The sequence below is a fragment of the Acuticoccus kandeliae genome (genome assembly GCF_003073115.1).
This window is the reverse complement of sequence record NZ_QBBV01000001.1, coordinates 1,713,248-1,732,890: the sequence shown is the minus strand read 5'-3', so window position 1 is coordinate 1,732,890 and position 19,643 is coordinate 1,713,248. Positions and strand designations below refer to the sequence as shown.

Sequence of the window (19,643 nt, the reverse complement as noted above, 5' to 3'; positions counted from 1 at the left end):
TGATGAGGGCCTGGATCAATGGATCGCGAGCGATTCTTCGACGCTGTTCAGCATCGACTGCTCCTTGAGGAAGGCGATGCGGCGCGCGTCGTCCTCGGCGAGGCGGCGCAGGTCCGCATTGCGGCGCCGCCGCTCCTCGGGGTCGCGCAGTTCGAGGCGCGCCTTGATGCGCTTCGGCTGCACCTGGAGGATCGCCTCGGCGAGGGTGCGGCGCATCCGGTCATAACGGTCGAGCGGTGCGTCGCTCCCGCTCTCGAACACGGCGGCAAGCTGGTCGGCGAGGAACACCGCGTCCTGGATGCCGAAATTCATGCCGAGCGCGCCGGTGGGGCCGTTGACGTGGGCGGCGTCGCCGGCGAGGAGCGCCCGCCCGTCGCGGAAGCGCTGCGCCACGCGCTGCTGCACGCCGTAGAGGTTCGAGTGGAAGACCTCCACCCTGTCGTCCGGACCGACGAGCATCTTCAGCCGGTTGGAGCACACCTCGAAGTCCGGCGCCTCCTCGCGCGAGACGCCCGGAAGCACCGGCATCGAGATGCGCCAGAAGGGGTCGCCCCCGCCGTTCGGGACGCGGAAGAGCGTCGCCCACTCGTCCGGGTCGGCGAAGTGGCAGGCGTCCTCGTAGCCGTACCGGCGGAAGTCGTGCTCGGTGGTCACCACCACGAAGAGTTCGTTGAGGCTGTAGCCCTCGAACGGGATGGCAAGCGCCTTGCGCACCGTGCTCTTGCCGCCGTCCGCCGCCACCAGGAAGCGCCCCCGCGCCTCGGTCGTGCCCTCCGGGGTCTCCACCGTGATGGAGACGCCGTTCTCGTCCTGCGACAGGCCCGTCACCCGGCTCTGGAACTCGACCGGCATTCCGAGCGCGGCGAGGCGATCGGCGATGAGGGCGCAGAGGACGTGCTGCTCGAGCTGGATGCGGAAGGGGTGGCGCGTCAGCCCCTCAAGCTCGCCGAGATGGAGCGTCACGATCGGCCCTTCGACGCGGTCCCAGAATTGCCAGGTGAAGACGTGGTGGCCGAGGCGCAGGATGTCCTCGTCGAGCCCGAGCGTCTCCAGCATGTCGAGGCTCGCCGGATGGATCGAGGAGGCGCGCGGGTCGCTGGCAAAATCCGCTGCCCCTTCGAAGACGCGCACCGGAATCCCCTTCCGCGCGAGCGCCAGCGCCGTCGTCATCCCGACCGGACCACCTCCGACGATGAGCACGGTGTCCTTTGACATCAACGATTACCTTGTGGTTTGCGGCGGCCAGCCATCCGCGGAGCGCGCGCGGGCGTGTCTCAATGGATGCCGTAGTGGCGGCGCACGATGCGCTCCAGGACGACGACGATCCCGAACTGCGCGAGTCCGATCACGCACAGGAGCGCGACGGCGGCCAGGATGAGGGTGGTGTTCGCCTGCGATGACGCGAACAGGATGAGGTAGCCGAGCCCCTTCTGGGACGCGATGAACTCGCCGATGATGATGCCGATCATCGCCATCGTGACGGAGATCTTCATGCCGGCGAAGATGTAGGGCATCGCGTATGGCAGGCGGATCGTCGTGAAGACCTGCCACCGGCTCGCCGAGAGCGAGCGTGACAGGCGGATCATGTCGGAGGGCACCTCGGTCAGCCCCTGAGCCGTCGCGATCACCATCGGGAAGAAGGCGATGAAGGTCGCGAAGGCGAGCCGGGCCGGCGCGCCAATGCCGAGCCACACGACGAAGAGCGGCGCCAGCGCCACTTTCGGGATGAGCTGGAAGAGGACGAGGTGCGGGTAGAACGCTTCTCTCAGAACGCTCGAATAGGTGATGGCGATCGCGATCGCGACGCCGGAGACGGAGGCGATCAGGAAGCCGAGCGTCGATTCGATCAGCGTCTGCCACAGGTGCGGGGCGAGCACGGACATGTTCGTCGAGAGAAGCCGCCACACCGCGTCGGGCGGCGGCAGGATCACCGCCGGAAGCCCGCTGAAGGTGGTGACCATCCACCATGCGAAGAGGATCAGCCCCGCCGTGAGAAGCGGCAGCAACACGGCACGGGCGATCGTCAGCCAGCGTGTGGTCACGAGGCGGGGACGCTCGGCGCGCGACGCGGGAAGGACGAGGCGCTCGGTTGCATCAGACATCCTTGTGGTCCCGCCGCCCCATCGAGACTTCGATCAAGCGCCGCAGCTTGGAACAGAGGGCGACGAATTCCGGCTCGTCGACGATACTCATGCGGCGCGGGCGCGCGAACGGCACGGTGATGTCGGCGAGCACCTCGCACGGCGCACGGCGCATCACGACCACCCTGTCCGACAGGAGCGCCGCTTCGTGGATCGAGTGGGTGACGAAGATCGCCGTGCAGCCGCGCTCCTCGTCCCAGAGCGAGAGCATCAGATCGACCATCTCGTCGCGGGTGATCGCGTCGAGCGCCGAGAAGGGTTCGTCCATCAGGAGGAGATCCGGCTCCTGGACGAGGGCGCGGCACAAGGCGACGCGCTGGCGCATCCCACCGGAGAGCTGGCCGGGCCGATGATCCTCGAAGCCCGCGAGGCCGACACGTGACAGGAGCGCGCGGGCGCGCGGTTCGTGGACCTCGCGCCGCTCGCGCGCGATCTGCGCGGGGTAGAGCACATTCTGAAGCGCCGAACGCCAGGGGAGCAGGGTCGCGTCCTGGAACACCACCGCCGTCTCGCGGCGCGGTCCATCGATGGGGCGATGCGAGATCTCGACGACGCCGTCGGTGGTCGCCTCGAGACCGGCGACCGCCATCAGCAAGGTGCTCTTGCCGCAACCGCTCGGGCCGAGAATGGAGACGAACTCGCCGGGCCGCACGTCAAGGTCCACGTTCGCGAGCGCTTCGATCGGCCCCTTGGCCGTCGCAAACGTTTTACGCACGCGGCTCAGACGGACGTGCGCTCCAGCCTCAACGGCGCTTCCGCCAATCATCTCCAGCCCGCCTCAAACCCTTCACTGCCCTGAGGTTAGGCGAGCCTACGCGGCGAGCAATTACAAATTTTCGCAACCGGTTTGCTAATTTGAGCGTGATCGGCCCGGACTGCCGCGTGGCGTGCGCCCCGAGCGGCGGTCGCAAAAAATTCGACAGGTCGGCTCTATTTATTGTGGTTTTTATCGCCGCCGCCGCGGGCTTCGATGGGACGAGTTCAATCGTCCGGATGTCCCTCTGCGGTGGTCACAGCCAAAATCGGTGTCGATGTCGGTGGGACCTTCACCGACACATTCATGGAAATGTCCGACGGTCGAACCCTGTTCGACAAACGCCTCACCACCGGGGCCCGGCCGGAAGATGCAATCCTCGGCGCGCTCGACTCTCTCGTCGCGCAGGCCGGCCTCGGGCCCGGCGATGTCACCGCCATCGTCCACGGCACGACGCTCGCGACGAACGCCGTGATCGAGCGGCGTGGCGCGCGCACCGGCCTCGTGACCACGGAGGGCTTTCGCGACGTCCTCGAGATGGGCCGCGAGGATCGCTACGCCCAGTACGACCTCAACATGGAAAAGCCGGCCCCGCTCGTGCCGCGCCGCCGCCGCCTCACGGTGCCGGAGCGGATTGCGGCCGACGGCCGGGTGCTGGTGCCCCTCGACCGCGCCGCACTCGCCGCAACCGCCGCCCGGCTGATGGCGGACGCGGTCGACAGCGTCGCGATCGCCTTCATGAACAGCTACGTCAATCCGGAGCACGAGGCGGAGGCGGCCGATATCCTCGCCGCGCTGATGCCGGGCGTGGCGCTGACGCTCTCCTGCGACGTCGCGCCGGTGATGCGGGAATATGAGCGCTTCACCACCGCGGCGGCGAACGCCTACGTGAAGCCGCTCATCGCGCGCTATCTGGCGCGCCTCGGCGATGCGCTCGACGCGAGGGGCTACGCCTGCCCCCGCCTCCTGATGTTGTCGAGCGGTACGCTCTGCGACTTTGCAACCGGCGAACGTTATCCCGTCCGGCTGATCGAATCGGGGCCGGCGGGCGGCGCGATCTTCGCCGCGCGGCTCGCCGCACGACATTCCGTCCCGGCGGCGCTCGCCTTCGATCTCGGCGGCACGACGGCCAAGATGACGCTGATCGACAATGGCGCGCCGCATCTGACGTCGAGCCTCGAGGTGGCGCGGATGGCGAAGTTCGTCAGAGGCAGCGGCCTCCCGCTCAAGATCCCGAGCGTCGACCTCCTCGAGATCGGCGCCGGGGGCGGATCGGTCGCCTGGCGGGACACGCTGGGTCGCCTGCGCGTCGGACCGGAAGGCACGGGGTCGGATCCAGGTCCCGCGTGCTACGCGCAGGGCGGCACGGAGCCGACGGTGACGGACGCGAACCTCCTCCTCGGCCGCGTGACGCCCGAAACCTTCGCCGGCGGGCAGGTGCCGCTGTGCCGCGAGAAGGCCGCGGCGGCGATCGCCAGGCTCGACGGCGCGGAGATGGCGGACGGGCCTGCGGCGATCCTCGCCGCCGTCGACGAAGCGATGGCCCTCGCCGCCCGGCTCCATGCCGTGGAGAACGGCGCCAACCCGGCGCAGCGCGTGCTGATCGCCTTCGGGGGCGGCGGCCCGCTCCACGCCGCGAGCCTCGCGGAGGCGATCGGCATCTCGACCGTTCTCGTCCCGCCCGACGCCGGTGTCGGCTCGGCGGTCGGCTTGCTCGCCGCCGATTTCGCCTTTGAGGTGACGCGCACGCACCCGCACGTCCTCGGCGGCGGCGACACGAAACCAGCCCTCGCAACCCTGCGCGAACGGATGGAATGCGAGACGCGCGCCCTCCTCGCCCCCTCGATGGCCGGGGACGCGCCGACCATCGGCTGGCGGGCGACGATGCGCTATCGCGGCCAGGGGCACGAACTGGAAGTGCCCATCCCTGCACCCACCGCGGCGGCGGCAGACCTCCGCGATGCGTTCGAGGCGGCCTATGCGCGCCTCTATGGCCGCACGCTGGACGCCATCGACGTCGAGGTCGTGAGCTGGACGTGCCGCGTCGGCTCGACGACCGCCCCGCCGCCGGAGCCGGCCACGCCGGCGCAACGTCGCCCCGCCGACGAGAAGGCGGACGGCCGCCTCACGGTGGGCGGTGCGCGGCACCCGGTGATCCCCCATGCGATCTTCGCCCGGCGCCGCCTCTCTCCCGGCGACACGGTCGGCGGACCCTGCCTGGTCCGGGAGGACGCGACGACGACGGCCGTGCCGCCGGGCTGGTCGATGACGGTCGCGTCGGACGGCACCCTCCACCTCACACGCGATGTCCCGCCCCATGCCGATTGACCCGCTCGCCTTCCAGATCCTGTGGGACCGGCTCCTCGCGCTCGCCGAGGAGGAAGCGCGCGTTCTCGTTCGCACGGCCTTCTGCTCGACCGTCCGCGAGGCCGAGGACCTCTCCTTCGGCCTCTTCGACCGCACCGGGCGCATGGTGGCCCAGGCCGCCACCGGCACGCCCGGCCACGTCAACGCGATGGCCGCCACCGTCGTCCACTTCATCGACCGTTTCCCCGTCGAGACGATGCGGCCCGGCGACCACTTCGTCACGAACGACCCATGGCTCGCCTCCGGGCATCGCCATGACCTCACCCTCGTGAGCCCGGCCTTCCACCGGGGCAAGGTGGTCGCCCTCGTGGCGAGCACCTGCCATCAGGTCGACATCGGCGGGCTCGGCCAGACCGCCGACGGCCGCTCCGTCTACGAAGAGGGTCTCGCGCTCCCGATCATGCGGATCTTCGCCGAGGGCCGGTTCAACGAGGACATCCGCGCCATCATCCGCGAGAATGTCCGTCATCCGGACGAGGTCGAGGGCGACATCCTGTCGATGGTCACGGCGGGCGAGCGGGCCGGGGTGGAATTGTCCGCGCTCCTCGCCGAGTTCGCGCTCGACGATTTCGACGATCTCGCGGAGGCGATCGTCGGCCGCACCGAGGCGGCAACCCGCGCCGCCATCGCCAAATGCCCGGACGGGGCGTGGACGTCGTCACTCACGCTCGACGGGTTCGGCGCGCCGATCATTCTGCGCGGCCGCCTCACCATCGCGGGGGACGGGGTCCACTGCGACTTCGCGGGTTCCGCGGATGCGCTGCCGTTCGGCGTCAACCTCGTCATGAACTACACCGCCGCCTACGCCACATTCGGCATCAAGGCGGTCATCGCGCCCGATCTGCCCAACAATCACGGGGCGCTCGCGCCGATCGGCGTCAGCGCGCCGCGCGGCAGCGTCCTCAATGTGGAGCGGCCATGGCCGGTCGCCGCGCGGCACATTATCGGGCAATTCATCCCGGAACTCGTGATGAACTGCCTGGCGCAGGCCCTGCCGGGCCGCGTCCCCGCCGACGGCGCCTCCTGCGTGTGGACGGCGCAGCTGCGCGGCGGCGGGGCCGGCCCGCACGACCCGCGCTTCGACGCGGTCTTCTTCAATGCCGGCGGCTCCGGTGCGCGCGCGACGCTCGACGGGATGAGCGCGACCGCCTTCCCGAGCGGCATCCGCGCCACGGCGAGCGAGGTGATCGAGGCGATCGCCCCGGTGGTGATCTGGCGCAAGGAGCTGGTGTGCGGCTCGGCCGGAGACGGACGCCAGCGCGGCGGCCTCGCCCAGCAGGTGGAGGTCGCCACGCTGAGCGGCGAGCCGTTCACCGTCTTCGCCCTCTATGACAGGATCCGACACGCCGCGAAGGGGCGCGATGGCGGCCGCGATGGCGCGGCGGGCGCCGCCTTTCTGGCATCCGGTGCGCCGATCGCGGGGCTCGGCCGGCAGGAGATCCCGGCCGGCGACCGGCTGTGCCTGCGCCTGCCGGGCGGCGCTGGCTTCGGCCCGCCGCACGAGCGACCCGCCGCGCGCGTCGCGGCGGATGTCGCCGACGAACGGATCGATATCGTCACCGCCCGCGATGTCTACCGCGTCGCGCTCACCCCCGAAGGCGCGGTCGACCCGGACGCGACCGCGCGCCTTCGCGCGGACGGGCGCCCCGACGCCCCATCACACCGGCCAGATGAATGAAGGACGAGACGTGAGACCGTTCGATGTGATTGTCGCGGGCGCGGGCCCGGTCGGCCAGTTCACCGCGTTGCGCCTTGCGCGTCTCGGCTACGACGTCGCCCTCGTCGAAGCGGAGGCGGAGCCGGTCGTCGACTACCGCGCCTCCACCTTCCATGCGCCGACGCTCGACATGCTCGACGAGGTTGGCGTCGGCGCGCCCCTCGTCGCGCGGGGGCGGATCTGCCGCGAGTGGGAGGTGCGGATGCATCCGACCGGCGAGCGCGCCGTGTTCGACATGTCGCTGATCGCCGGGGAGACGAACCATCCCTATCGCCTCCAGTGCGAGCAATGGGAGCTGCAGGAGATCTTCCGCCAGCACCTCGCCGGAAGCTGCGAAGCGCACCTCTCGACATGCGTGACCGGCTTCACCCAGGCCGAGGCGGGCGTCACCGTCGCCGCCGAAGGCCCGTCGGGGCCGGTCGCGTTCCGCGCGCGCTTCCTCGTCGGCTGCGACGGCGCGAAGAGCACCGTGCGCAAGGCGATGGGGCTCGGCTTCGAGGGTCTGACCTATCCGGAAACGACCTACCTCACCACGACCGCCTTTCCCTTCCAGGACCACATCCGGGACCTCACCAGCGTCGCCTATTGCTGGTGGCGCGACGGCGGCAATTTCAGCCTGTTGCGGATGGCCGACGTCTGGCGCGTCTCGATCTACGCCGACGACGCCATCCCGCTCGAGGCGCAACTGACGCCCGAGGCGGTGCAGGCCTCGATGCATCGCATTCTCGACATCGACGGCCCGTTCGCGCTCGGAATGGAGCCTCGCCCCTACAAGGTCCACATGCGAATGGCGCCGCGATATGTGGACGGTCGCGTGGCGCTTGCCGGCGATGCGGCCCACATCCACAGCCCGGTTGGCGGAATGGGGCTGAATGGCGGGCTCCACGATGCCCACGAGCTGGTCGAAGCGCTCCATGCGGCGCTCGGCGGTGGCGACCACGACGCGCTCCTCGCGCGGTACGATCGCCGCCGCCGTCCGATCGCGCGCGACGAGATCATGGTCCAGGCCGATGCGGCGCGGCGGCGTATGCGCGAGCGCGACACGGACCGACGCCTCGCCCTCCTCGCCGAGCTTCAGGCGCTCGCGGCGGACCCCGTGCGCGCGAAGGAGCACCTGCTGGCAAGCTCGATGATCACGAGCCTGCGCAAAGCGGCCGCCGTCTCTTGAGGGCGCGCGGGGCTGCCCGTCATTCCATCAATGACGGCGCGCCGCGCAAGGAACGACGCCCCGCAGCTCACGCCGAATGGCGGCTCGCGAACTCCGCCATATAGTCCAGCGCATACTCCACGAAGGCTTCCGTCAGGTTCAGCGGCCGCCGGGCCTTGGGGCGGATGAGCCAGAGGTCGAACTTCACGCAGGGCTCGAACTCGCGGATGACGACTTGCGTGAACTGGTTGTTCGCGGCGCTGATCGGGTCGACCACCGCGACGCCCTTGTTCGCCGCGACGAAGGAGAAGGTCGTCTCCGACTCGCCCGCCTCCACGCGCAGGTGACGCGGGATCTTGAGGTCGTCGAACACCCTGTCGATCCTGTTGCGCGAGAGGTCCTGCGGCCCCAGCGACACGAAGGGGAGCCCGGCAAGGTCCGCCGCCGCGATGGTCTCTTTCTGCGCCAACGGGTGGCTTTCGTGGAGGATGCACTGGGCGCGCAGCGCGTGGAGGAGCACGCTCTCCACCTCGCTCCGGTCGCCCGGAATGACGCTGAAGCCGATGTCCGCGTGCTGGGCGGCGACGGCGTCGATGAGGGCGCGCGAGCGCATGCTCTCGACCCGGAAATGGGCGTCGGGCCGCGCGTCCATGAAGCCGTAGACGATCTCCGGGATCATCCGCCGCGTGATCGCCGGGAAGCCCGCGACGCAGAGCGCCCCCCAGCTCTGCTCGCGCAGCGCGGTCGCGACCCGGTCGATCTGCGCGACCCCTACCACCATCCGCTGGACCTCAGTGTAGAGCGCCTCGGCCTCCCGCGTCGGTGCGATCTTGCTGCCCTGGCGCTCGAAGAGCTTGAAACCGCAATGGCGTTCAAACTGCGCGATGAGCTGGCTGACCGCAGGCTGGGAGATGCTGAGACGCTCCCCGGCGCGCGTGACGCTGCCCGTCGACATGACGGCCTGGAATGCTTCGATCTGCCGAACGTTCAACGCGCGATCCTCATAAGATCTGCTTATCTTGAACCGAGGATAATCTATTTGAAAATTATATTGTAGGGGTCATGCTGCTCAGACGTTGCGGCCGAACAAGCCCGCAGTTGCAAACGGCAATCCAGACAAGGGGACCAAGATGTCTTTGCAGACCCACAAGAATTTCGCGCGGGTGAGATCGGCATTCAAAGCGTCCGTCGCGAAGGCGATGAGCACGGTTGCGCTGGCGGCGGTCGCCGGGGCCGCCTTCACGTTCGCGGCGCCCGCCGCCCACGCCGACCAGCTCGAGCGCGTCAAGGATCGCGGCCGGCTGATCGTCGGCATCCGCAACGACTACGTGCCGTTCGGCTACATCGACGACGCGGGCGCGAATGTCGGCTTCGAGGTCGACATCGCCAAGGCCGTGGCGAAGGAGATGCTCGGCTCGGAAGACGCGATCGAGTATGTGCCGGTCGTCGCCTCCAACCGTATCGAGTTCCTCAATGCCGGCCGCATCGACGTCATCTTCGCCACGCTCGGCGTGACGGAGGAGCGCGGCAAGGTGATCGACTTCACCGACTATTATTACATGATGGCCGGCATGGTCCTGCTCGCGCCGAAGGATGCGGAATATTCGAGCTGGGAGGACATCCGCGGCAAGAAGATCTGCGGCAGCCAGGGCAACCTCTACAACCGCATGCTGACCGAGAAGTTCGAGGCCGATCTCGTGCTCTTCACCGGCACGGCCGAGATCTACAACGCCTTCGAGACCGGCCGTTGCGATGCCATCGCCTACGATGGGCCGAACCTCAACATGAAGGTCACCGAGCCCGGCTGGAAGGACAAGTACAAGATCGCGCTCGACACCATCGACTACGTGCCGATCGCCGGCGGCGTGCGCAAGAACGAGCCGGAATTCCTCGCCGCTGTGAACAAGGGGATCGAGAAGGCCGAGGCCGCGGACCTCCTCGTCGAAGGCGAGGAGAAGTACAGCCTCGGCAAGAGCGAGTACGTCGCCAAGCGGGCGGAAGAGGCGCGGGAGAAGCTCGGCCAATAAGAGCGGTTGGCGGGGCCTCGTCGCACGAAGCCCGCCGGATAAATCGATGTACACCCAGACGATCAAGCCCCCTGCGCGCAAGGATCTGGCGCGCAGGGTCGCCAACCTCGCCGAGTTTGAACAGAAGGCGAGCCGTGTCCTGCCCCCGGCGCTCTATCACTACGTCGCGGGCGCCTCCGAAGACGAAGTGGTTCACCAGCGGAACCTTGCGGCGCTCCGGCGGGAGGCCTTCCACCCGAGGGTCCTCGTCGACGTCTCGAACCGCTCCAGCGAGGCGACGCTGATGGGGCGCCGATACCCAGTGCCCTTCGGCATCGCCCCGATGGGCTTCAGCCGGATGATCGCCCGCGACGGCGACATCGTCCTGGCCGAGGCGGCCAGGAATGCCGGCATCCCCTTCATCCTCAGCGGCGCGTCGCTGACCCCGATGGAAGAGGTGGCTCGGGCCGCGCCGTCGAGCTGGTTCCAGGCCTACCTCCCCGGCGAGGACGCGCGCATCAACGGTCTCGTCGACCGGGCGGAGGCGGCGGGCTTCGGCACCCTCGTCCTCACCGCCGACACCGCCGTCCATCCGCTCCACGAGCGGGCCGCGCGCCACGGCTTCGTCTCGCCCGTGCGCAAGGGCGACCTCACGCTCCTGTGGCAGGGGATCACGCACCCGGCCTGGCTCTGGAACGTCTTCCTGCGCAACCGGATGGCGGCCCTTCGCTACCGGTTCGAGAACATGGACGCGGTCGCAGGCCCGCCCGCGCTCTCCTCGACCCTCGTGCGCGATATCGGCCGCAGGGACGCCTTCTCGTGGCGCCATGTCGACCTCGTGCGCAAGCGCTGGCGCGGAAAGCTCGTGATCAAGGGCGTGATGAACGCTGAGGATGCCGCGACGGCCGAGCAGGCCGGGGTCGACGGGGTCATCGTCTCCAACCATGGCGGGCGGCAGATCGATTGCGCGGTCGACGGGCTGACCTCGCTGAAGGCGGTCGCCGCGAAGGGGCTCGGACTGGCGGTCATGTATGATGGCGGCATCCGGCGCGGGTCGGATGTCCTCAAGGCTCTGAAGTGCGGGGCGGACTTCGTCTTCGTCGGCCGTCCGATGCTGCTCGCCGCGGCACTTGCGGGACCGGCCGGCGCGGCGCACGCCATTGAGCTTCTGTCCCGGGAAGTGAGCATGAACCTCGCCCTCCTCGGTCTCAACAGTCTGGCTGAACTCGACCTCGTCGAGATGACCGCAGGCCAATAAGGAGCCGCGAATGACACTCGACTTCGAGTGGCTCGCCGACCCCCTCTATCAGCAATGGCTGCTGACGGGCATCGGCACGACCTTGCTCATGAGCCTGCTCGGGATCGTGCTCATGCTCGCCATCGGCATCGTCGGGGCGATGGTGCTGCATTTCCGCATCCCCGTCCTCGACAGCGTCACCACGGTGGTCGTGGAGCTCTTCCGCAACACGCCGCCGCTGGTGCAGCTCTTCTTCCTCTATTTCATGCTGTCAAGCGTCGGCCTCTCGCTGACGGATCCGGCAACCGGCCGCAGCGTTCCGATCTTCTCCGGCTTCACCTGCGCCGTCCTCTCACTGGGGCTCTATAACGGCGCGATCGCCGTGGAGATCATCCGCTCCGGCCTCCTCGCGGTGCCGACGCAGACGGTGGAGGGCGCCCGTGCGCTCGGCTACACGCGCGTGCAGACCTTCTGGCATGTCGAGCTGCCGCTCGGGATGCGGCTGTCGCTGCCGGCGCAGACCAACAACGTCGTCAGCCTGATCAAGACGTCCTCGCAGGCCGCCCTCGTCGCCGTCGCCGACATCATGTACGGCGCGACGCAGATCATGGTCGAGACCTTCCGGAACATGGAAGTGATGATCCTGATCTGGGTCCTCTACGTACTGATCGCGAGCATCGCCGTCTGGCTGATCCGGCGTCTGTCGGTCTTCCTGCATGTCCCCGGCTACGGGGTGAAACGGTCATGAGCCCGGATCTTCGCACCTTCCTCCTCGGCATCATCGGGGTGCCGCTGTGCCTCCTCGGCCTCCTCGTCCTCATCTACGACGACGGCACGCTCGCGATGCTGACGCTCCTCGCGGAGCGCACCCCGACCATGCTCACCGGCTCGCCGAACCTGTCGAAGATCGACGGCGGCTTCGCGATGAACATCATGATGAGCGTCGTCGCCATGATGATCGCGTCCGTCCTCGGGGTGGTTCTCGGCATCGGCCTCATCGCCGACTTCGCCCCGATCCGGTACGCCTCGACCTTCGTGATGAACATCCTGCGCAACTCGCCGTGGCTCGTGGTGCTCTACGCGATGCTCTACCTGCTGCCGTTCGAGATCCGGATCTTCGGCACCTACGTGACGATCTCGCCGGTGATCAAATCGATCATCGGCCTGTCACTGCCGGTGCTCGCCAACATCGCGGAAATCTTCCGGGGCGGGATCGAGTCGATCCCGAGCGGGCAATGGGAATCGGCCCGCTCGCTCGGCTACCGGCGGCTCCAGATCCTGCGGCACATCGTACTGCCGCAGGCGCTTCCGCTGATGATCCCGAACCTCATGACGATCTACGCGATGCTGTTCATCGGCACGAGCCTCGTCGTCGTGACGGGTGCATCCGACATCCTGTTCGTGACGCGGACAGTCATCGCAACAACAGGCAGCGAAACCGCGTCGGGGTTCTACATCTACATCCTGTTCTGGTTCTTCCTCTTCGCCTTTCCAATCGCAATTCTGACGCGCTGGCTCGAAAGGCGCATAGGATCGGTAGCGCTATGACTTTGCCCGGCTCCAAACCGCTGATCGAGATGCGGGACGTGCGCAAATCGTTCGGCTCCTTCGAGGTTCTGAAGGGCATCTCCCTGTCGGTGAAGGATGGCGGCGTCGTCTGCATCATCGGACCGTCGGGCTCGGGAAAGTCCACGATCCTGCGCTGCATCAACGGGCTGACGCCGATCGACAGCGGCACCATCCGCGTCGGCGATTTCAGGGTCGAGACGCTGAAATCGGACAGGGCGCTGATCCCGCTGCGCCATCAGGTCTCGATGGTGTTCCAGCAGTACAATCTCTTCCCGCACCGGACGGTCATGCAGAATCTGACCATGGCGCCGGTGCAGGTGCTGAAGGAAGACCCGCGAGAGGTGCACGAGCGGGCCGCCGCGCTCCTCGCCAAGGTGCGCCTCACCGGCAAGGAGAAGGCCTATCCCGGCGAATTGTCCGGTGGCCAGCAGCAGCGCGTCGCGATCGCCCGTGCGCTCGCGATGGAGCCGCGCGTCATCCTCTTCGACGAGATCACCGCCGCGCTCGATCCGGAGATGGTCAGCGAGGTCCTGAACGTCGTGCGCGACCTCGCCGCCGAAGGCATGACCTGTGTGCTCGTCACCCACGAGATGCGCTTCGCCGAGGAAGTCGCCGACGAGGTCTACTTCACCGATCACGGCGTCATCTACGAGCATGGCCCGCCGGCCAAGCTCTTCAAGTCTCCGTCGGACCCTCGTCTCAAGGACTTCCTCGACAAGGTCCTCTGACCCCCTGCCAATACAGCTGAAAAGACGAAAATGTCCTTCAAAGTCCTGGTTCCCGACGCCCATTTGCGCGATCTCGATGTCGAGAAGGGCGTCTCCGGCGATACCATCGAGTATCTCGTCTATGACGAGACCGATCCGGCGGCGATCCCCGACGCGGTCTGGGCCGCGTGCGATGCCGTCCTCATCTGGCACCGGATGCGCCTAAGCGAGGATGTGGTGGCCAAGCTGAAGGCGTGCCGCTTCATCGTGCGCGTCGGTGTCGGCTTCGACAATGTCGACACGCTCGCCTGCTCTGCGCGGGGCATTCCGGTCGCCAACGTGCCGAACTACGGCACCACCGAGGTCGCCGACCACGCGCTCGCGATGCTGCTACACCTGACGCGCGGCCTCGGCACCTATGAGGCGCGGCTGAAGAGCGATCCAGTCGCCGGCTTCGTCGCCGAGAATGTTCCGGTCGTGCGGCGCCTGCGCAAGAGCGTGTTCGGCGCCATCGGCATGGGGCGCATCGGGACCGCCGTCTCGCGCCGGGCGGCGGCGTTCGACATGCACGTCGTCTATTTCGATCCGTACCTGCCCGACGGGCACGAGCTCGGCCTCGGCTTCGAGCGCGTGCGCAGCCTCGACGCGCTGCTCGGCAAGGCGGATGTCGTGAGCCTCCACGTCCCGCTGTCGGCGCGGACGCGGAAGATGATGGCCGCCGAGCAGTTCGCGGCGATGAAGCCCGGCGCCATCTTCATCAACATCGCCCGTGGCGGCCTCTACGACATTGACGCCCTCCACGACGCGCTCCGAAGCGGCCACGTCGCCGCCGCCGGTCTCGATGTCCTGCCCGAGGAGCCGCCGGTCTCCAATCCGAAGCTGATCGAGGCCTGGCACGCGAACGCGGACTGGCTCGCGGGGCGTCTTCTCGTCACGCCGCACGCGGCGTTCTATTCGGACGCCGCCTATGAGGACATGCGCACATTCTCGGCGGAAATACTGATGGACTACCTCGTCTCCGGAAATCTGCGCAACAACGTCAACCCCGGCTGGGACTCAAAGGCCGTATAAGGACAGAAGATTAGAGCCATGGCACTCGAACGACATGTGGCGGACTACCGGGTCCTGACCTCGGAAGAACTGGCGGCATGGCGGATGATCCCGCCCGCCGTCGCGTCGGACTGCATGAACCGTACCCAGGTCATGAAGTCCTCGATCAAGCCGATCTCCCCCAACACGCCGATCTGCGGCCAGGCGCGCACCGTCACGACCATGGTCGGCGACTGCTGGCCGATCTGCGTGATGATCGCGAGCGCGCGTGAGGGCGAGATCGTGGTCGTCGACGCGGGCGGGGTCGCGGAGGTCGCCGTCTGGGGCGGGGTGATGGCGGAGGACGCGGTCCGCTGCAGGCTCGGCGGCGCGATCGTCGACGGCGCGGTGCGCGACGTGGCGGACATGCGCGAGGCGGGCCTTGCGATGTACTGCGCCGCGGCGACGCCGAAGGGACCGCACGAGGGTTTTGGCGGCGTGCTCGACGCGCCGGCCTCGGTCGGCGGCGTCGCGGTGCGCTCAGGCGACATCGTGCTCGCGAACGAAGACGGCGTCGTCGTCGTCCCGCTGGAGCGCGCCGACGCGGTGCTCGCCGCCGCGCAGGCCCACCTCCTGAAGGAGGCCTCGTGGATCCGCGAGATCCGGGGCGGCACGTCGATCCCGGACCTCTTCGGCATGCAGACCGCGTAGCCGCCCACCGTCGCACATCCTCGCGCGGCGCTCCGACGCGGGGTCGCCACGCGAGGAGGCGCGGATATTGCAGCCGCGCGGGATGCTGGCGGCCGGACCGCCGGCCGTCCCCGCGCGGGGTCCGGATATTCCATCGACACCACAGAAGGCCGCACAATGGGCGCAGTGCCGAACTCGATCCTCTGGCGCGACAGTTCCACGGAGCGCGTGGCGGCCCCGCCGCTGTCGCGCGATCTGGAGGTGGAACTCCTCGTCGTCGGTGGCGGCTTCACCGGTTCGGCGGCCGCGCTGGAGGCGGCCGGGCGCGGCGCGCGCGTGTGCGTGCTCGAGGCCGAGATCGTCGGGCACGGCGGCTCGGGCCGCAATGTCGGCCTCGTCAATGCGGGGCTGTGGCTGCCGCCGGATGCGGTGATCGACGCGCTCGGCGAGGCGGCGGGCAGGCGGCTCAACGATGCGCTCGGCCGGGGGCCGGGCGAGGTCTTCGCCATCATCGCGCGCGAGGGGATCGGCTGCGAGGCGACGCGGAACGGGACGCTCCACCTCGCCCACTCTCCCCAAGGGCTGAAGGATCTGGAGGACCGGCATCGTCAGGGCAACCGCCACGGCGCGCCGCTCCGTCTGCTCGACGCCGCCGAGACCCGACGCCGGACCGGCACCGACGCCTTCCACGGCGCGCTCCTCGACCCGCGGGCCGGCACCATCCAGCCGCTCGACTATTGCCGCGGCCTCGCCCGCGCCGCGATCGGGAAGGGCGCGATCGTGTGCGAACGCTCCCCCGTCACCGCGCTCCGCCGCGAGGGCGAGATCTGGCACGCGGAGGCGAACGGCCACACGGTGCGCGCCCGCAATCTCCTCATCGCGACGAACGCCTATCAGGCCGGGATCGAGTCGCCCTTCAAGGCGGCCTACACCCGCGTCAGCTACTGCCAGTTCGCGACGAGGCCGCTCCCCGAGGATGTCCGGTCGACGATCCTGCCGGGCGGCGAGGGCTGCTGGGACACGGCGACGGTGATGTCGTCGGTGCGGACCGACAAGGCGGGCCGGCTGATCGTCGGCGGCATGGGGAGCCTCGAAGATCCCGGCCGCGGCTTTCACGAGGGCTGGGCCCGGCGCAAGCTCGGCAAGCTGTTCCCCGACCTCGCCGACATCCCCTTCGATCACGGCTGGAGCGGCCGCATCGCGATGACCGCCGACCACATCCCGAAGATCGTCGCCTTCGCCCCGAACGCCTACGCCTCGTTCGGCTATTCCGGCCGCGGCATCTCGCCGGGGACGGTGTTCGGCACGGCGGCCGCCGCCGCGCTCCTCGACGACGCGCCGGATGCGCTGCCGATCGCGCCTGTGGAGCGCTATTCGGAGCGATTCCCGCGGGCGAAGGCGGCCTACTACGAGTTCGGCGCCACCCTCGTCCACGGGCTTTCCGCGCACTGAAAGCGGGGCCCGTCAGCCCCGCACGTCGAGCGCCGCGCAGGCCTCCGCGATGCGCGTGAGGGCCGTCTCCAGCACCGCGTCGGAGGTCGCGTAGGAGACGCGGAAATAGCCCGGCAGCCCGAACGCCGTGCCCGGCACCACCGCGACCCCCGCCGCATCGAGGAGATACGAGCAGAACGCCCGGTCGTCCGCGATCGCCCGCCCCTCCCCCGTCCGCGCGCCGATGAGCCCGCCGCAACCGGCGAAGGCGTAGAAGGCCCCTTCCGGGGTGCGGCAGGTGAGGCCGGGGATCGCGGCGAGGCGGCCGACGACGAGGTCGCGCCGGCGGCGGAAGCTCTCGCAACGCTCCGGCAGGAAATCCTGCGGCCCTTCCAGCGCGGCGATGGCGGCGGCCTGGCTCACCGAGGACGGGCACGAGGTCGACTGGCTCTGGATCACGCTCATCGCCGCGATGAGATCGGCCGGGCCGCAACCATAGCCGAGCCGCCAGCCCGTCATCGCGTAGGCCTTGCTGACGCCGTTCACCGTCAGCGTGCGCGCCGCGATGGCCGGATCGAGCGCGGCCGGCGTCGCGTGGGGCGCGTCGCCATAGCGGATGTGCTCGTAGATGTCGTCGGCGAGGAGCCAGACGTGCGGCGCCTCGTGGAGCACGGCGATGAGGGCCGAGAGCTCGGCCGCCGAATAGGCCGCGCCCGATGGGTTCGACGGCGAGTTCAGCATCAGCCAGCGCGTGCGCGGCGTGATCGCGGCGCGCAGCCGGGAGGGCGAGAGGCGGAACCCCTCCCCCTCCTCGCACGGCACCAGCACCGGCACGCCACCGGCGAGGGCGACGATGTCCGCGTAGGTGACCCATGACGGGGCGGGGATGATGACCTCGTCGCCGGGGTCGAGCGTCGCCATCATCGCGTTGTAGAGGACCTGCTTCGCCCCGGTGCAGGCGATGATCTCGTCCACGCCGCACTCGATGCCGTTCTCGCGCGCGAATTTCGCGGCGATCGCGGCCTTCAAGGCGGGCGAGCCGGTGAGCGCTGTGTAGGTCGTCTCGCCCCGGTCGATCGCTGCCTTGGCCGCCGCCTTCACGTGATCGGGCGTCGGAAAGTCCGGCTCGCCGGCGCCGAGCGTGATGATGTCCCGCCCCGCGGCGCGCATGGACGCGGCGCGGGCACCGATCGCGAGGATCTCCGACACGCCGATCGCGGCGATGCGCGCGGCGGGCCGGAACGGAGTGTGGGTCCTCGTCTGCATGGCTCAGCCGATGTCGAAGACGACGCCCTGGGCGAGGGGCAGCGCGCTCGAATAGTTGATCGTGTTGGTCGCCCGCCGCATGTAGGCGCGCCATGCGTCCGACCCGCTCTCGCGGCCGCCGCCGGTCTCCTTCTCGCCCCCAAACGCGCCGCCGATCTCGGCCCCCGAGGTGCCGATATTGACGTTGGCGATGCCGCAATCGGAGCCGCGGGCGGAGAGGAAGGTCTCCATCTCGCGCATGTCTGTGGTGAAGATCGAGGACGAGAGGCCCCCGCCGACCGCGTTGTGCGCCTCGATCGCGGCGTCGAGGTCGGTGTACTTCATCACGTAGAGGATGGGCGCGAAGGTCTCGCGCAGGACCGGCCCTTCCTGCGCCGGCATCTCGACCAGCGCCGGATGCACATAATAGGCGGACGCGCCGCCGACTTCGGCCCGCGCCCCGCCATGGACTGTGCCGCCCAGCGACCGCGCCTCCTCGAGCGCCTCGCCCATCGACTCGTAGGCCCGCCCGTCGATCAGCGGACCGACCAGCGCGTCGGTCTCCAGCGGGTTGCCGACGGTGACGGAGGCGTAGGCCTTCTTCAGCGCCGGGACGACCGTGTCGTAGACCGAGGCGTGGACGAAGAGGCGGCGCATCGTGGTGCAGCGCTGGCCGGCGGTGCCCATCGCGCCGAACGCGATCGCGCGCAACGCCATGTCGAGGTCGGCCGAGGGGCAGACGATGCCGGCATTGTTGCCGCCGAGCTCCAGGATGCACTTGCCGAAGCGCGCGGCGACGCGGGGGCCGACGATCCGGCCCATGCGCGTCGAGCCGGTCGCCGAGATCAGCGCCACCTTCGGGCTGTCGACGAGCGCCTCGCCGACCTCCGGCCCGCCGACCAGCACCTGCGAGAGCCCGGCCGGGGCGTCGCTGCCGAAGCGGGCGATGGCGCGGTCGAGCACGGCCTGGCACGCGAGCGCCGTCAGCGGCGTCTTCTCCGACGGCTTCCACACCACCGGATCGCCGCACACCAGCGCCAGCGCCGCGTTCCAGCACCACGGCGCGCAGGGGAAGTTGAACGCGGTGATGAGCCCGACGACGCCGAGCGGATGCCACGTCTCCATCATCCGGTGGCCGGGACGCTCGCTCGCGATGGTGAGGCCGTAGAGCTGGCGCGACAGGCCGACCGCGAAGTCGCAGATGTCGATCATCTCCTGGACCTCGCCGAGGCCCTCGGAGGGCGACTTGCCGGCCTCGATGGAGACCATCCGCCCGAGATCCTCCTTCGCCGCGCGCAGCTCCTCGGCGAAGAGGCGCACGAGCTCGCCGCGGCGCGGCGGCGGCACCATCCGCCAGGCGCGGAAGGCCTCCGCCGCGACGTCGATCGCGGCGTCCACCTCAGCCGGGGTGTGGGTGCGGAGCGTTGCGACGGCCTCGCCGCTCACCGGGGAGACGACCGCCATTCCGCCGGCGACGGAGAGGTCCACCGCGGCGCCGACGGCGGCCATCGTGGCGCGCGTGACGTCGGGAAGGGCGGCGCCGCGCGGGTTCGTGGGGGAAGACGTCTGTTGCTGCATCGGTCCGATCCTTCGTGAGTTCGTG

At 69.2% G+C, this 19,643-nt stretch carries 17 protein-coding genes; 11 read left to right on the top strand and 6 right to left on the bottom strand.

Annotated features, from left to right (window positions below):
- Nucleotides 1–15: 15 nt before the first annotated feature.
- The 3 genes from DBV35_RS07915 to DBV35_RS07905 are packed head-to-tail and all read right to left on the bottom strand — an operon-like array spanning nucleotide 16 to nucleotide 2,856.
- Nucleotides 16–1,215, bottom strand: coding sequence for an FAD-dependent oxidoreductase (locus tag DBV35_RS07915; protein ID WP_108659626.1), 1,200 nt, complete (start codon nucleotides 1,213–1,215; stop codon nucleotides 16–18).
- A 59-nt stretch (nucleotides 1,216–1,274) separates the two neighbouring features.
- Complete coding sequence (locus DBV35_RS07910; RefSeq protein ID WP_108659625.1) at nucleotides 1,275–2,102, bottom strand: ABC transporter permease; 828 nt, start codon at nucleotides 2,100–2,102, stop codon at nucleotides 1,275–1,277.
- A complete protein-coding gene (locus DBV35_RS07905) occupies nucleotides 2,095–2,856 on the bottom strand; it encodes an ABC transporter ATP-binding protein (protein WP_205648505.1) in 762 nt (253 codons plus the stop codon). Before DBV35_RS07905 ends, DBV35_RS07910 begins: the two co-directional genes overlap by 8 nt.
- A 291-nt stretch (nucleotides 2,857–3,147) precedes the next feature.
- Between DBV35_RS07905 and DBV35_RS07900 the strand changes: the two genes are divergently transcribed.
- The 3 genes from DBV35_RS07900 to DBV35_RS07890 are packed head-to-tail and all read left to right on the top strand — an operon-like array spanning nucleotide 3,148 to nucleotide 8,147.
- Entirely contained in the window at nucleotides 3,148–5,223 is a 2,076-nt protein-coding gene (locus DBV35_RS07900; protein WP_205648504.1) for a hydantoinase/oxoprolinase family protein, read from the top strand.
- Nucleotides 5,213–6,940, top strand: a complete 1,728-nt coding sequence (locus DBV35_RS07895) for a hydantoinase B/oxoprolinase family protein (protein ID WP_205648503.1) — start codon at nucleotides 5,213–5,215, stop codon at nucleotides 6,938–6,940. Before DBV35_RS07900 ends, DBV35_RS07895 begins: the two co-directional genes overlap by 11 nt.
- A 10-nt stretch (nucleotides 6,941–6,950) precedes the next feature.
- Nucleotides 6,951–8,147 (top strand): FAD-dependent oxidoreductase, encoded by a 1,197-nt coding sequence (locus DBV35_RS07890; RefSeq protein ID WP_108659621.1) that lies wholly within the window; start codon nucleotides 6,951–6,953, stop codon nucleotides 8,145–8,147.
- A gap of 67 nt (nucleotides 8,148–8,214) precedes the next feature.
- On the opposite strand, the gene DBV35_RS07885 is transcribed toward DBV35_RS07890, so the two are convergent.
- Nucleotides 8,215–9,117: a LysR substrate-binding domain-containing protein gene (locus DBV35_RS07885; RefSeq protein WP_108659620.1), complete on the bottom strand. Its 903-nt coding sequence runs from the start codon at nucleotides 9,115–9,117 to the stop codon at nucleotides 8,215–8,217.
- Between the two features lie 208 nt (nucleotides 9,118–9,325).
- Here DBV35_RS07885 and DBV35_RS07880 point away from each other — a divergent pair, with 208 nt between their 5' ends.
- From DBV35_RS07880 to DBV35_RS07845, 8 genes are all read left to right on the top strand, one after another.
- Nucleotides 9,326–10,153 (top strand): transporter substrate-binding domain-containing protein, encoded by an 828-nt coding sequence (locus DBV35_RS07880; RefSeq protein ID WP_108660617.1) that lies wholly within the window; start codon nucleotides 9,326–9,328, stop codon nucleotides 10,151–10,153.
- Between the two features lie 46 nt (nucleotides 10,154–10,199).
- Complete coding sequence (locus DBV35_RS07875) at nucleotides 10,200–11,390, top strand: alpha-hydroxy acid oxidase (protein WP_108659619.1); 1,191 nt, start codon at nucleotides 10,200–10,202, stop codon at nucleotides 11,388–11,390.
- Between the two features lie 10 nt (nucleotides 11,391–11,400).
- Complete coding sequence (locus tag DBV35_RS07870; RefSeq protein ID WP_108659618.1) at nucleotides 11,401–12,117, top strand: amino acid ABC transporter permease; 717 nt, start codon at nucleotides 11,401–11,403, stop codon at nucleotides 12,115–12,117.
- Nucleotides 12,114–12,917 carry an amino acid ABC transporter permease gene (locus tag DBV35_RS07865; protein ID WP_108659617.1) on the top strand — a complete coding sequence of 268 codons (804 nt, stop codon included), beginning with the start codon at nucleotides 12,114–12,116 and terminating at the stop codon, nucleotides 12,915–12,917. Before DBV35_RS07870 ends, DBV35_RS07865 begins: the two co-directional genes overlap by 4 nt.
- Nucleotides 12,914–13,666 (top strand): amino acid ABC transporter ATP-binding protein, encoded by a 753-nt coding sequence (locus DBV35_RS07860; RefSeq protein ID WP_108659616.1) that lies wholly within the window; start codon nucleotides 12,914–12,916, stop codon nucleotides 13,664–13,666. The genes DBV35_RS07865 and DBV35_RS07860 overlap by 4 nt, the downstream gene beginning before the upstream one ends.
- Nucleotides 13,667–13,696: 30 nt before the next feature.
- Nucleotides 13,697–14,716, top strand: a complete 1,020-nt coding sequence (locus tag DBV35_RS07855) for a C-terminal binding protein (RefSeq protein WP_108659615.1) — start codon at nucleotides 13,697–13,699, stop codon at nucleotides 14,714–14,716.
- 18 nt (nucleotides 14,717–14,734) lie between these two features.
- Nucleotides 14,735–15,385: an RraA family protein gene (locus DBV35_RS07850; protein WP_108659614.1), complete on the top strand. Its 651-nt coding sequence runs from the start codon at nucleotides 14,735–14,737 to the stop codon at nucleotides 15,383–15,385.
- A 156-nt stretch (nucleotides 15,386–15,541) separates the two neighbouring features.
- A complete protein-coding gene (locus DBV35_RS07845) occupies nucleotides 15,542–16,816 on the top strand; it encodes an NAD(P)/FAD-dependent oxidoreductase (RefSeq protein ID WP_108659613.1) in 1,275 nt (424 codons plus the stop codon).
- A gap of 12 nt (nucleotides 16,817–16,828) precedes the next feature.
- Here the strand turns inward: DBV35_RS07845 and DBV35_RS07840 are convergent, their stop codons facing one another.
- Complete coding sequence (locus DBV35_RS07840; protein WP_108659612.1) at nucleotides 16,829–18,061, bottom strand: pyridoxal phosphate-dependent aminotransferase; 1,233 nt, start codon at nucleotides 18,059–18,061, stop codon at nucleotides 16,829–16,831.
- Between the two features lie 3 nt (nucleotides 18,062–18,064).
- Nucleotides 18,065–19,549 (bottom strand): L-piperidine-6-carboxylate dehydrogenase, encoded by a 1,485-nt coding sequence (amaB, locus tag DBV35_RS07835; RefSeq protein WP_108660616.1) that lies wholly within the window; start codon nucleotides 19,547–19,549, stop codon nucleotides 18,065–18,067.
- Nucleotides 19,550–19,643: the final 94 nt, after the last annotated feature.

Coding starts and splice junctions, on each gene's coding strand:
- DBV35_RS07915 (WP_108659626.1), bottom strand. CDS start 1,215: ATGTCAAAGGACACCGTGCTCATCGTCGGAGGTGGTCCGGTCGGGATG.
- DBV35_RS07910 (WP_108659625.1), bottom strand. CDS start 2,102: ATGTCTGATGCAACCGAGCGCCTCGTCCTTCCCGCGTCGCGCGCCGAG.
- DBV35_RS07895 (WP_205648503.1), top strand. CDS start 5,213: ATGCCGATTGACCCGCTCGCCTTCCAGATCCTGTGGGACCGGCTCCTC.
- DBV35_RS07880 (WP_108660617.1), top strand. CDS start 9,326: ATGAGCACGGTTGCGCTGGCGGCGGTCGCCGGGGCCGCCTTCACGTTC.
- DBV35_RS07875 (WP_108659619.1), top strand. CDS start 10,200: ATGTACACCCAGACGATCAAGCCCCCTGCGCGCAAGGATCTGGCGCGC.
- DBV35_RS07870 (WP_108659618.1), top strand. CDS start 11,401: ATGACACTCGACTTCGAGTGGCTCGCCGACCCCCTCTATCAGCAATGG.
- DBV35_RS07865 (WP_108659617.1), top strand. CDS start 12,114: ATGAGCCCGGATCTTCGCACCTTCCTCCTCGGCATCATCGGGGTGCCG.
- DBV35_RS07860 (WP_108659616.1), top strand. CDS start 12,914: ATGACTTTGCCCGGCTCCAAACCGCTGATCGAGATGCGGGACGTGCGC.
- DBV35_RS07855 (WP_108659615.1), top strand. CDS start 13,697: ATGTCCTTCAAAGTCCTGGTTCCCGACGCCCATTTGCGCGATCTCGAT.
- DBV35_RS07850 (WP_108659614.1), top strand. CDS start 14,735: ATGGCACTCGAACGACATGTGGCGGACTACCGGGTCCTGACCTCGGAA.
- DBV35_RS07845 (WP_108659613.1), top strand. CDS start 15,542: ATGGGCGCAGTGCCGAACTCGATCCTCTGGCGCGACAGTTCCACGGAG.
- DBV35_RS07840 (WP_108659612.1), bottom strand. CDS start 18,061: ATGCAGACGAGGACCCACACTCCGTTCCGGCCCGCCGCGCGCATCGCC.
- amaB (WP_108660616.1), bottom strand. CDS start 19,549: ATGGCCGCCGTCGGCGCCGCGGTGGACCTCTCCGTCGCCGGCGGAATG.